The 12991-nt window shown below is 39.0% G+C and carries 13 protein-coding genes; 8 read left to right on the top strand and 5 right to left on the bottom strand.

Annotation, left to right across the window (positions count from 1 at the left end; genetic code table 11):
- The first annotated feature begins 4 nt into the window (after nucleotides 1–4).
- Nucleotides 5–1366 (top strand): L-cystine transporter, encoded by a 1362-nt coding sequence (locus F927_RS04985; RefSeq protein ID WP_005082007.1) that lies wholly within the window; start codon nucleotides 5–7, stop codon nucleotides 1364–1366.
- A gap of 92 nt (nucleotides 1367–1458) precedes the next feature.
- Here F927_RS04985 and F927_RS04980 read toward each other — a convergent pair whose 3' ends face one another.
- Complete coding sequence (locus F927_RS04980) at nucleotides 1459–2253, bottom strand: MOSC domain-containing protein (protein WP_005082006.1); 795 nt, start codon at nucleotides 2251–2253, stop codon at nucleotides 1459–1461.
- Nucleotides 2254–2534: 281 nt separating this feature from the next.
- Here F927_RS04980 and trpD point away from each other — a divergent pair, with 281 nt between their 5' ends.
- From trpD to F927_RS04950, 6 genes are all read left to right on the top strand, one after another.
- The gene (gene trpD, locus F927_RS04975; RefSeq protein ID WP_005082005.1) at nucleotides 2535–3584 is read left to right on the top strand and encodes an anthranilate phosphoribosyltransferase; all 1050 of its coding nucleotides are present in this window, start codon (nucleotides 2535–2537) and stop codon (nucleotides 3582–3584) included.
- Nucleotides 3585–3593: 9 nt separating this feature from the next.
- Nucleotides 3594–4400 carry an indole-3-glycerol phosphate synthase TrpC gene (gene trpC / locus F927_RS04970; protein WP_005082004.1) on the top strand — a complete coding sequence of 269 codons (807 nt, stop codon included), beginning with the start codon at nucleotides 3594–3596 and terminating at the stop codon, nucleotides 4398–4400.
- 195 nt (nucleotides 4401–4595) lie between these two features.
- Nucleotides 4596–5069 (top strand): GNAT family N-acetyltransferase, encoded by a 474-nt coding sequence (locus tag F927_RS04965; RefSeq protein ID WP_005082003.1) that lies wholly within the window; start codon nucleotides 4596–4598, stop codon nucleotides 5067–5069.
- Nucleotides 5070–5229: 160 nt separating this feature from the next.
- On the top strand, nucleotides 5230–5919 hold the full coding sequence (locus F927_RS04960; RefSeq protein ID WP_020846283.1) for a Smr/MutS family protein: 690 nt from the start codon (nucleotides 5230–5232) through the stop codon (nucleotides 5917–5919).
- Nucleotides 5920–6009: 90 nt separating this feature from the next.
- On the top strand, nucleotides 6010–6558 hold the full coding sequence (gene folE / locus F927_RS04955) for a GTP cyclohydrolase I FolE (RefSeq protein ID WP_017394508.1): 549 nt from the start codon (nucleotides 6010–6012) through the stop codon (nucleotides 6556–6558).
- A gap of 14 nt (nucleotides 6559–6572) precedes the next feature.
- Nucleotides 6573–6935 (top strand): cupin domain-containing protein, encoded by a 363-nt coding sequence (locus F927_RS04950; protein ID WP_004638451.1) that lies wholly within the window; start codon nucleotides 6573–6575, stop codon nucleotides 6933–6935.
- A 35-nt stretch (nucleotides 6936–6970) separates the two neighbouring features.
- Here the strand turns inward: F927_RS04950 and F927_RS04945 are convergent, their stop codons facing one another.
- From F927_RS04945 to hemE, 4 genes are all read right to left on the bottom strand, one after another.
- Nucleotides 6971–8851 (bottom strand): Lnb N-terminal periplasmic domain-containing protein, encoded by a 1881-nt coding sequence (locus F927_RS04945; protein ID WP_005082000.1) that lies wholly within the window; start codon nucleotides 8849–8851, stop codon nucleotides 6971–6973.
- A gap of 82 nt (nucleotides 8852–8933) precedes the next feature.
- Complete coding sequence (locus F927_RS04940) at nucleotides 8934–9404, bottom strand: DUF3015 family protein (protein ID WP_005081998.1); 471 nt, start codon at nucleotides 9402–9404, stop codon at nucleotides 8934–8936.
- A gap of 189 nt (nucleotides 9405–9593) precedes the next feature.
- Nucleotides 9594–10358, bottom strand: coding sequence for a DUF817 family protein (locus F927_RS04935; protein WP_017394509.1), 765 nt, complete (start codon nucleotides 10356–10358; stop codon nucleotides 9594–9596).
- Between the two features lie 85 nt (nucleotides 10359–10443).
- Nucleotides 10444–11517, bottom strand: a complete 1074-nt coding sequence (hemE, locus tag F927_RS04930; RefSeq protein ID WP_004638447.1) for a uroporphyrinogen decarboxylase — start codon at nucleotides 11515–11517, stop codon at nucleotides 10444–10446.
- A gap of 197 nt (nucleotides 11518–11714) precedes the next feature.
- On the opposite strand from hemE, the gene F927_RS04925 reads away from it, so the two are divergent.
- The gene (locus tag F927_RS04925) at nucleotides 11715–12953 is read left to right on the top strand and encodes a L,D-transpeptidase family protein (RefSeq protein ID WP_004638446.1); all 1239 of its coding nucleotides are present in this window, start codon (nucleotides 11715–11717) and stop codon (nucleotides 12951–12953) included.
- The last annotated feature ends 38 nt before the right edge of the window (nucleotides 12954–12991 follow it).

The raw sequence follows: 12991 nt of genomic DNA, 5'->3' as shown, positions 1-12991 counted from the left end.
TCTTGTGAACACACTCATTTTATTGAATATTCTTGTTTTTATCTTGCTTTTGGCTGGATTATTTTTTACCAATCGCCATGACTGGAGTCTAGCCAAAAAAGTATTGATCGGAATGCTGATTGGTATCATTTTCGGTTTAGGTCTCAAAACCATTTACGGTGAAGGCACTGTACTCGATCAATCGGTGGCATGGTTCAACATCGTTGGTAATGGTTATGTACAACTGTTACAAATGGTGGTTATGCCACTTATTTTCATCTCGATTTTAAGTGCTGTTGTTAAACTACATCAGACCACCTCATTGGGAAAAATCAGCATTTTAGTGATTGGTATTTTACTCTTCACCACAGCGATCGCTGCCTTTGTAGGAATCAGCGTTACCAATCTCTTTGGTTTAACAGCAGAAGGTTTGGTCCAAGGCGTTCGTGAAACAGAACGTTTAGCGGCGATTGAAAGCCAGTATATTGGACAAGTTGCCAATCTCGATATTCCGAAGCTGCTGCTTTCATTATTTCCGCAGAATCCATTTGCGGATTTAACAGGTGTTCGCCCTACCGCAATCATTAGTGTGGTTATTTTTTCTGCGTTCTTAGGTGTTGCAGCCTTAAAGCTCATGGAGAAAGACAAAATTAATGGGGAGCGAATTCGACACGGGATCGAGGCATTACAAGCATTAATTATCAGTCTAGTTCGCTTAGTTATGCAATTCACGCCTTATGGTGTACTTGCATTGATGACCAAAATGGTGGTAACGGCAAACCTCGCCGACATCATCAAACTCGGTGAATTTGTAATCGCCTCTTATTTGGGGCTGATCATCATGCTTCTGGTACATGCACTGATTCTATTGTTTGTACGCGTTAACCCAATCGACTTTTTCAAAAAAGCATTCCCTGTTTTAAGCTTTGCATTTATCAGCCGTTCTAGTGCAGCGAGTATTCCCTTAAATATAGAAACACAAACAAAGCAACTTGGTGTACCTGAAGGTATTGCCAGTTTTTCAGCTTCGTTTGGTGCGACCATTGGGCAAAATGGTTGTGCAGGCTTATATCCAGCGATGTTGGCGGTAATGGTTGCTCCCACTGTCGGTATTAACCCACTCGACCCCTTATGGATTGCACAATTGGTGATTATTGTGACACTCAGTTCTATTGGCGTAGCTGGTGTGGGTGGCGGTGCAACATTTGCAGCACTGATTGTTCTACCGATTATGGGACTTCCAGTTACACTGGTTGCCCTGCTCATTTCGATTGAACCACTGATTGATATGGGGCGTACTGCATTAAATGTAAACGGTTCAATGACTGCTGGTACCGCTACCAGTCAACTGCTTGGCGTGAGAGAACCAGTAGACGATCAGCAATAACGTCATGAACTCTAATTCTAGTAAAAATGCCAATCGACATCGATTGGCATTTTTCATTTTGAAGATCAATAAAAGATAGGTTTAAGATATTATTATTTTAAAATTTGAATTTCTTGTCCAAGTGAAATCAATCCGATCCCTCGATGCAATGCATTTTGTCCCATCATGACTTTATTACCTTGCTTCCGATACGCCAGCATGGCTTGCATAACTTCAGGTTGTTTTTGGCTGGTTTTTAAATCAATCGTAGGAATAACACAACGAGAACATGGCTTAACCAAATCAAATTTAATCTCACCAATCTGAATCTGTTTCCAATGATCCTCAGCAAATGCTTCACAACCTGAAATCACAATATTAGGTCTAAACCGTTGCACATCTAATGGAAATCCAACTTTTTCAGCAAGAAATTCTACCGACGCCTCACCAATAATTAGAAAAGGAAAACCATCAGCAAAACCAACGCGATCACCTTGCTGTGCATATTCCAAATCGACTTGTCGCAAGGTTCTCTGCGGCATAAAGACCAAACACGCTTCCCGCCCTAATATCTGACTGAACCATTGATTTACAGGATGATCTATACGGTTGCCTTGCAATTGATCTTGCCATACTGTGATCAGACGATCATCAACCTGTCCTTGTGCTTCCTCAAGACTTAAAGTTACCTCATCGCCTTGGAATTCAAAACGTACTGTCTCAGCAAATACCTTGACACTGATCTGTCCCATAATCGCGCACTGACGCTGAGTGATAAAACGTCCTTCATGATCCACTAGCATCCACCTACGATCCCATTTTGGTCCGAAAGAATCGATTTCCATCTCAGTTAGTGCGTTACCACGTAATGACTTGACTGGATAATGAAAAAGTTGACTGACATGCACGATGAAATACCTTTAAGAACAGTTGGAATAATTAAAAAAACAATGAAGCAGGGTTATGACAAATATCTTTTTATAATGATTCAAAATTATAACAACTAAACTAAAGTTTAGCAGCCATGCCGTTTTATGTCTGAACAAGTAAGTGAAATATCAACCTACCCTATAAAATCTAAACTATTTTCTGATAACATAACGCCTGACGTATGTAAGTCAGTAGTCATGAATACCGTCGTCCACCTCATTCCTTCAAAACATTAGAGCATGAATGCTATATCCAAATTATGAATATTCAACAGGCACTTAATCACATTACAAAAAATATCCATTTGACTCAAACACAAATGGAAGATGTCATGCGAAGTATCATGCAAGGCGAAGCAACCGATGCTCAGATTGGCGCATTGATGATGGGCCTACGTATGAAAGGTGAAAGCATTGATGAGATCACCGCAGCAGCACGGATCATGCGAGAGTTTGCAATCAAGATTGATGTGAGTGATATCCCCCATCTTGTGGATATTGTGGGAACAGGTGGAGACGGACAAAATTTATTTAATGTTTCTACAGCCTCAAGCTTTGTGATTGCCGCCGCTGGCGCAACGATTGCAAAGCATGGTAATCGTGGTGTTTCAAGTAAATCTGGATCATCGGATGTACTTGAAAAAATGGGCATTCAACTTGATTTAGACATGCAACAAACTGAACGCTGCATTCGTGAAATGGGTGTGGGTTTTCTGTTTGCACCGAATCACCATAAAGCCATGAAGTATGCTGTTGCACCACGTCGTGAGCTTGGGATTCGAAGCATTTTCAATTTACTCGGTCCGTTAACCAACCCTGCAGGCGTGAATCGATTCGTGATTGGCGTATTTTCAGATGAGCTTTGTCGCCCTATTGCGGAAGTTCTGAAACAACTCGGTGCTGTCCATGTATTGGTTGTACATTCAAGAGATGGCCTAGATGAAATCAGTCTCGCTGCGCCTACAGCCGTAGCTGAATTAAAAGATGGCGAAATCACAGAGTGGACACTCACCCCTGATGATGTTGGCATTCCATCACAAACACTGACAGGTTTAGTCGTCAGCAGTTCTGAAGAAAGCTTAAAATTGATTAAAGATGCTTTGGGTCGTGATAAATCTGAAATCGGTGAAAAAGCTGCAAATATGATCGCGCTGAATGCAGCCGCAGGCATATATGTTGCTGGTCTTACCAACACCTACAAACAAGCAGTTGAACTGGCTCAAGATATTCTTTACGGCGGTCAAGCCCTAGAAAAAATGAGTATTTTGGCTGAATTTACCAAAACATTGAAACAATATCAGGCAGACTAAGGATTTCTCATGATCGATATTCAAAATACCATTCTCGGTAAAATTGTTGACCGCAAACATGAGGAACTTGCTGCACGTTTAAAACAACGTAGCTTGCATGATGTTGAACAATGGGCAAAAGAAGCAACACCTGTTCGTGGTTTTGCCAAGGCTTTGCAGCATAAACGTCCTGCTGTGATTGCTGAAATTAAAAAAGCCTCTCCATCTAAAGGCATCATTCGTGCAGACTTTAATCCTGCTGAAATTGCTCAACAATATGAACAAGCAGGTGCAGCATGTCTCTCTGTTCTGACCGATGTAGATTTCTTCCAAGGTGCAGATGAAAATATTGCGATTGCACGCAACCACTGTGCCCTGCCTGCATTACGTAAAGATTTCTTGATTGATCCCTATAATGTCGTTGAAGCAAGAGCTTTACATGCCGATTGTATTTTATTAATCGTGGCATGTTTATCGGATCAACAGCTTGAGGAAATGTCAAAAACTGCATTTGAACATCAACTAGATGTATTGGTTGAAGTGCATGATGAAGCTGAACTCGAACGTGCGTTAAAGCTTTCTGATCAATGTATTTTGGGTGTGAATAACCGTAATTTAAAAACTTTTGATGTGGATTTAAATACATCATTACGTTTGAAGAAATTACTACCTACTTCTCGTGTTTTGGTCACTGAAAGTGGAATTGCCACGCCTACTGATGTTGAAATGATGCAAGCTCACGATATTCACACTTTCTTAGTTGGTGAAAGCTTTATGAAACAGCCTCGTCCTGATGTGGCATTTGGTGAATTGTTTGGTAAGCCTGAGCAAATCTAAACATATTGAGGATCAAGGTAAAGATTTTGCCCTGATCCTTAAACACTACACAACACAATGAATAGCAGTAAAGATCAACACTCATAATAAATAATATTTAACATTAAGTGATGATCCAAATAAATAATAAGAAGCTATCTTTTATTTCTAACACCTCATAATATCTTTTAAATTTAATATCTATAGGAGAAAATTTTGAGTATCCATTTTGAACGTTTAAGCCATATTGACATTAAAGATATTATTGAAATAAATACGAATGAACGTGTGCTTGAACAAATGCCTTTAGCACAAGATATTGTTTTCGACCACCAACAATGCATTGCTTGGGTGAAGGCTAAAGAAAAGCATTGGGATGAATACGGTTATGGTATTTGGGCATTCTTGCTTGGCGATAATTTTGTTGGTTGGGGAGGACTACAGTTTGAAAATGGTGATCCAGATTTAGCTTTAGTTCTGCATCCACGATATTGGGGGCTTGGTAAGAAAATTTTCAAGCAAATTGTTAATATAGCCTTTAATGAATATAAATTTAATTCCATCACGATTTTGCTCCCACCTTCAAGAAATAAACTAAAAGCGATTTATTTATTAGGGTTCAAATTTGATGGTGAAGTCACAATAGATAATCAACTTTTTATCCGATATAGATTATATAAACCCAACTGAATAAAGTAGACTATATACAATTAAGTCAATATTTTAACTTAGATTTTTGATTTTCTCTCAAATGTAATATTAACCTCCATGAATGTATTTAGTTCAAATTCCAGTAGATTCGGACTATAATTTTACACCTCTCTCGTATCTTGCATATTTCCATAAAATTATGAGTAAACATGATTCATCGCTTTCTAAAGATCAGTTTAATTTACTGAAAGCCTTTAAAAAGCAGATCGCAAATCCTCAATCCAGCAAACTTAGTCAACAAGCTGAGTCAAAAAAAGCTCAGGCGGTTGAAGAAGAATTGGAAGATACCGAGCTTTTTAAAAAAGCACTGTCGGGTGTAAAACCGATTGATAATGGCAATATCGCACAGCTTCGGACTAAACCTTCAAAGAAAGTAGATGCCCAAATTTTGGCAAAGCGCGCAGCAGCAGAAGGTTGTGCTGAGCAAGAACTTACTGAGATTTCGGATACTCAAGCGATTTTAAATCCTGTGGCAAGCCAAGCTGCTCTTAGTTATCGCATTGCGACACTACAGCACAAAGTATTTGAAGATTTAAAAGCAGGTAAAATTCGCTGGTTTGAAGCGGTGGATTTACACGGTTGTACCGTTGAACAAGCACGCGCAGCAGTTTTGCAAATCATTCAGATGGCCAAAGACGAAAATCAAAATGTCATCAAAATCGTACATGGAAAAGGCCCAGAAGCGATTTTAAAAACCTATGTAAACGGTTGGCTCAGACAACACCGTGATGTACTGGCATTTGTCAGCGCCCCTGAAAACCAAGGTGGTACTGGCGCAGTTTTAGTACTATTAAAACGTGCAGAAAAGAACCCAAAGTACAAACAATAATCGGTACTTAGATCAAAGTTAATTTTTCTAGCGGTTTTCTGATACAATTCCCGTTTTGTTCAACCCACCTAAGTGAACATTGTTATGTCTATGCAGCAATCGTACGCAAATATCTTAACTGCCGTTGGTGAAGATCTTACTCGCCCAGGTCTACAAGATACACCTATGCGTGCGGCTAAAGCTTTCTCATTTTTAACTTCTGGCTATAGCAAAACGCTTGCTGAAGTAACAAATAGTGCTGTCTTTCCATCCGATAACCATGAAATGGTATTGGTTAAAAATATCGAATTTTATTCACTTTGTGAGCATCACCTGCTTCCATTTTATGGGCGTGTGCATATTGCCTACTTGCCTGAAGGTCAGGTTCTCGGATTATCAAAATTTGCACGTATTACTGAAATGTTTGCACGTCGTTTACAGATTCAGGAGAATTTGACTCAGCAAATCGCAGAAGCGGTTGCAGAAGTCACTCAAGCGCGTGGTGTAGCTGTAGTGATCGACTCAGCGCATATGTGCATGATGATGCGTGGTGTTGGCAAACAAGAGTCAACTACACGTACCGTTTCTTTTGTGGGTGATTTTAAAACAGACAAAGATGCACGTCGTGAGTTTTTAAGTGCCGTTCCAGAAAGTTATTAAACTGAGCATTAACCATGTCATCTCTTCACTTAGCAGGTTTTGGTGAATTATCTCAACCTGAAGCGAGTATTGATTACCCACGTCCCGATCGTCTGGTCACGGGAAATCCAAAACGCCTGACTTATAGTCTATATGAGCATCCTCATATGGACTGTGGAATTTGGCAGTGTGAGGTGGGAGCTTGGAATATCCAATTTGCGGACAATAAACAAGAGTTCTTTCAAGTCATTGAAGGTGTCGTGCGAATCCACGATGCCAAAACAGCTTCATTTGTTGAAGTGACAGCTGGAAATGCAGGCATTATTCCTCCTGCATTTGTAGGTACATTTGAAGTGGTTGAAACAGTTAAAAAATACTATGTAATTGTTGAAGTGTAAGCATCCCTAAGGATCACACTTCAACAATTATCTTTTTAAAAGAAACGAATAAAAGCCAAACCCAATTTATTCCAGTCTTTATGATCTTGTTGTTCATATTTCCAATTTAAGCGGATGGCGTTATTGGCATTTAAACTATACTGAACTTGTGTTCCTACCCTCAGTCCCCATTGATTTTGATCTTCCCAGTACGGTAGCTCGACTTGCAATAGGCTATTGACTTGATTGGTCCACTGATTCATACACCCAAGTGTTGGCCCTACCCCTATCCGCCAACCTTTTTCAAGTGCTTTACCACCCTGTAAATGCCCTTGTACTTGTGCATAACACAAGTGTTTACGATCATCATCCGCTAAACTGTAGCCCACTTGCATATTTAAATTCATGACGCCATGTTGGGATTGATCTGTAAAATCACCTTGCTCAATCGCCTCTTGTTTCCAACCTAAATTAAAACCCCAAGTTAAAGGCGCTTTAAAGGGTTGAATTGGGTTATATGAATTAACAGCGAGCAAATCTAAATGCTCAAGTTTAAGTTTATCCTCTCGATATTGCAGCGCACCATTTAGAAAAAGTAATTGAGTCCCTAAACGATAACCACCCGATGGATCAATTAAGTCATGATAAGCTTGACGATGACCGAGCTCAATAAAGGTTTTGCCCTGCACCTCTCCAACGTTCACAGAAATATTTCGAGCATGATGTCCTTCAACAGGCTGGATCGAAGGTCTTTGTGGTTCTTGACGTTGTTTATCTATCTGAATCTGACTACGCTTTGCGAGTAACTGGCGCAAATGTATAGGTGCAAAATCAGCATCGGCTTTATGACTAATATATTTTAGATATAAATCATCATAAGCCATTTCAAGAATTTTGGCTTGATCGCGCATTTCATAAGGTTGCAAAATTTCAGACACTTGCTCTATCGGTGTGAATGCAACTTTGTGAGCAACTTTTGCCAAACTGCTTCCATGTTGTTTTGCTTGAGATAGTAACTGTGTTTCTAATGCTGGACGATAAACAACTTCTTTTACTAATTTCTGCTGATCGACCGCTTTGAGTGTCTCAATTGGAATCGCTGCATAATTAAATTGAGCCTTTAGATTGAGATTTGGACGAACTAAATCAATTAACCCGAGTAAACGATATGCACAGTTATCGCTCACAAAATAGTAAGGGAAACTTACATGTTGCATTTCCCAAATATGCTCAACTAAGAATCGTGTTTCTTCTGATGTCAAATTGAGCTCATATTCCCATAAATCACGACTTTCAAAATCACCATATTCTTTTACTTTACGGTAATATGGCATCAAAGAATATTCGCCAGGATATTGGCCAGTTAAACCCTTCCATGCATAAGACCAATTGTCTTGATTATTTACCGTTGCCGCATAATTAATTGCATAAGAGACTAAGTTTAATTGTTGTTGATCTTTGGGATCTAAACGCAATAAGGTGTGTCCAAACATAGAGCTCGGATTCCCCATAAAATCAGTTGCATAGATCAAGGTTGCTTTATGAGGATTAATTTGATTGATCCATTCATCGAATTCAGGACAATTCACCGCTGGAAGCTGTTTTGAGTCGATGTTTAACTGTTGTATCAACCAACGACTTCGTGCAGGAAATTTACAACGAATGGATTGATTATCATCAGATGCTATAAATAAGGCCTGAATATCTGCTTTTAACTCATTGAGTAAGTTTATTTGCCCATCATTGGCATAAAAATATCCTGTATATGTGACTTCGCTTTTTTTGGCCTGCTCAGCATACATTAAACGCTGCCACGTAATATGTTGGTCTAATTTTTTCTGTTCAGCAAGTTGCTGGTAATTATTGATATTTGGCTCAATCGCGGCATGTGCAATATGAGATAAAAAAACAGTAATCGCAAAAGTTAAAAATTTCATTCAGCAACAAATATTTTAAATATAATTCAGATTAGGTATAAGAAAACCCTGTCACAGGGACAGGGTTTTTAAATGCGATAGATTAAACGTAAGCTTTTAATACATCATCATTTGACATTACGTTTTGTAAAGAATCCAAAACTTGGATTGTGTTTTGGTTTTTGCTTGAATAAATCTCAGCAAAGTTTGCTTTAGAAACTGCAAAGAAACGTGCTTTGTCTTCAGATTTAATTTGCATAAGTTCAGCAAGGACATTTAAGCTTTCGCCTTGACCAACTGCCATATCACGCGCCAAAGATTCAGAGTTTTCATTGGTGAACTGAACCACTTGTGCAGTCACTGTTCCACCTTGACGGCAGCCCAATGTACCAAAAGTAATACCGAGTAATTGGTTAGTAAAAATACCGTTGGTCGTTGCAGCAAGGATTTTAGGACCCACACCTTTTTTACCTGCCCATACTTGTGTACCAACACCACAACCTACATCATTATCAGCCATTGCGACAGTTGAACCAGCAGCGAGTAATGCAGCTAATGCAATTTTTTTTAACATCGGAAAAGTCTCCAGTATCAATTATTCTTTAGTATTTGTTATTACTAATGTGCTGTGACATCTCACAGACACAGATTAAAATAGCGAGGTTCAGGTTTTTTAGCAAATAAAATTTTTAATATTACTGAAATATTAATAAATCACCGTTTGAATATCTATATTATCCATTATACAAACTGAAAAAATGTATTAATGTAATTTCCAAACTCCTTTTCGATCACGAACACCTAATATTTTAAGTACAAGTACTAAACTCAATAACAATAATAGATACCAAGAGCCTAATTTACCCCATCCAACCATATGCCAAGCATCGACTTGACTTGGATATAGCCAAATTTTGTAAAAGGTACTGATATTTTCAGCAACCCAAATGATAAATGCGAGCAATAATAAAATTGGCAACATCGGGACATTGAAACGGTGTTGCTTTAGTTGGAAATATATTTTCGTTTTCCAAAAAATCATCACACTCCAAATAAACAATCCTATACGAATATCTGGAATGAAAAATTTTGTCATAAAGTTGAGATAAGACAATACTGCCAATAACAACATATTGCTAAAAGTGGGCAGGTTTTCAAAAGAAACTTGATAAAGTCGTAAAGAACGTGCAAAGAAACTTCCCACGGCTGAATACATAAAGCCAGCAAATAAAGGAACTGTCAGTAATTTAAATACCGCAGGCTGTGGATACTGCCAAGAAGCAATTGCAGGGTGCGTAAGAAATATTTCCATCCCCATTGCAAGGATGTGGAATAAAGCAATCACTTTTGCTTCTGCCCATGATTCCAACTTTAAATAGATCAAACAAACTTGGATAATCAATGCATAAAATAACAAATAGTCATAACGAAAAAAGCCATAATATTCATGGCTTCCCATCGGTGCTGTGACTGCGAAAGCAATTAAAAGCAATATACCAAATAAGGCAGCAGAAGCTGCCTTAGTCATGAAATCGAGTGAGATTAAAAATAACGGCACAAAATAAACCTTTCAAAAATGATTAGGATTTGATGGCATTTCAGCCTCTAATCATTTAACCCAAATATTTCGCACTGTATTCATGCACTGTATCAACAAAAATCTTGGGTTGAGCAGGATCAACCCACTGTGTGATTCCATGACCTAGATTTGCAATATAGCCTGTCTTTTCACCATTTTGATATGCATCATCAAGCATCGCTTTAACAGATTTCTCAATAGAAGCAGCAGAACCATAAAGTACAGCTGGATCTAAGTTCCCTTGTAGCGCAGCACGACCAGCAACAACATCACGTGCCGTATATAACGGTGTTGTCCAATCAAGACCAAAAGCATCCGCACCCGTCGTCAACATGGTTTCTAACCACTGCCCACCACCTTTGGTGAAAACAATAATCGGGATACGCTTTCCGTCTTTTTCACGTTGAAGCCCAGCAATGATCTTGGTCATATAATTCAATGAAAATTCAACATACTCACGATGCGCAAGTGCGCCACCCCAACTATCAAAAATTTGGATTGCCTGAGCACCCGCATCAATTTGTGCATTTAAATAATCAATGACTGAATCCGCAAGGTGATCAAGCAATGCATGTAGCACTTCAGGTTGTGCGTACATCATTTGCTTGGTAAAACGAAATTCTTTACTCGATCCGCCTTCAATCATGTAGGTTGCCAAAGTCCATGGACTACCAGAAAAACCAATCAATGGTACTTGTCCATTTAAAGCAGATCGAATTGTTGAAACAGCATTCATTACATAAGCAAGATCAGATTTTGCATTTAACTTAGGTAGATTTGCGACATCTTGTTCGGTACGGACTGTTTTATGGAACTTTGGTCCTTCTCCGGTTTCAAAGTACAATCCTAGACCGAGCGCGTCTGGCACAGTTAAAATATCTGAAAATAAAATTGCGGCATCAAGTGCATAACGACGTAAAGGCTGCAATGTCACTTCACAAGCAAAATCCGTATTTTTACATAAAGAAAGAAAATCCCCTGCCTCTGCACGAGTTTCTCGATATTCTGGCAAATAACGCCCTGCTTGACGCATCATCCATACTGGCGTGGTGTCTACAGGTTCACGTAGCAAAGCTCGTAAGAAACGATCATTTTTCAACGTTGTCATTACCAATCTCTATAATCTTTCATGTGGAAAGCATCATAACAAAAATCACCTAAGATATATAACCACGTATACCGTTGATCCATTTTGATGACGAAAAAATTGTCTGGTCACAAAATTGCTACTGCAAGCTTGAGTATTTTCTGTAATACTTGCAAAGTCTTATATCTCAATATGAATAATTCTTAAGGTTGAATTACATGTTTGTTCGCTCATTACTCGCTATGAGTTTAAGTTGTATTCTTGCTAATGTTGCTTTTGCTGCGCCAACAACTGAGCAACCATTAAAACCGCAAAAAATTTCCGCAGTCCAAGATCCGATTGATCCTTTGGCAATTGATTATACCGCATCAAGCAGTAGTGCTGTTTCTTCTGCTGCATCTGAGCCACAGCTTAGCCCAAATCCAGCAGCCAATGTTGCTCAAACAATAGAAAACACGCCTGAAGTACCTGTAACAGCTGCACCAGCACGCGAAGCTACGCTAGACACAGCGACAACAGCGACTAAAACACCATCTCAAGCACCTGAAGTTCCTGCATCTTGGACTATGGATGCAATTAATTCGGCTGAATGGTATGAAGACATGCCTAGACGCCAGTTACCTGTGTATGCGCGTGCTCATGTTATGTTGAATAACGCACATGCTTCACCTGGTGCAATCGATGGTTCTAATGGTCAAAACACGTTAAAAGCAATTGCATCATTTCAACAGATGAATGGTTTAACGCCTACAGGACAACTCACCAAAGAAACATGGGATGCCTTAGTAGCGAAACAAACTAAACCTGCTTATGTTGAATATACAATTACAGAAGCGGACCTCAAAGGTCCCTATGCTGAATCAATTCCAACAGACTATGCTTTACAAGCAAAAATGAAAGGATTGTATTACACCCGCGTAACTGAAATGTTAGGTGAAAAGTTCCATATGGATGAGCGTTTTCTAAGACAGCTTAATCCTAGAGCAAACTTTAACAAGGTGGGTGAAAAAATTGTTGTAGCCAATGTCCGTAATGATTTACCTGAAGATATTCATTTAATCGTTGCACACAAAGGTGCAAAACAACTGTATTTATTTAACAGTCGCAATCAAATGATCGCTTCGTTTCCTGCAACAATTGGCAGTACAAGCACGCCTTCTCCAACAGGTACTTACAAAGTAACTGGTGTTGCTAAAAACCCATGGTATAGCTACTCACCATCTAACTTTGTCCAAGGTAAAAACCTTAAACCATTGTCACTGCCACCGGGTCCAAATGGCCCTGTAGGTAACATTTGGATTGGTCTGAGCAAAAAATCATTCGGCATCCACGGTACTCCAAATCCATCAATGATCTCTAAAAATGCTTCACATGGTTGTATTCGTCTAACCAACTGGGACGCAAATGATCTTGGTAATAAAGTACGTGCTGGTGTAACAGTTCGCTTCTTAGAATAATTTGTATCATCCCAAAATATTAAAAAACCGAATATCAA

The organism is Acinetobacter haemolyticus CIP 64.3 = MTCC 9819 (genome assembly GCF_000369065.1).
GTDB classification, from domain to species: Bacteria; Pseudomonadota; Gammaproteobacteria; order Pseudomonadales; family Moraxellaceae; genus Acinetobacter; species Acinetobacter haemolyticus.
Note: the sequence above shows the minus strand (reverse complement) of the source record. Positions and strands in the feature narration are given on the sequence as shown.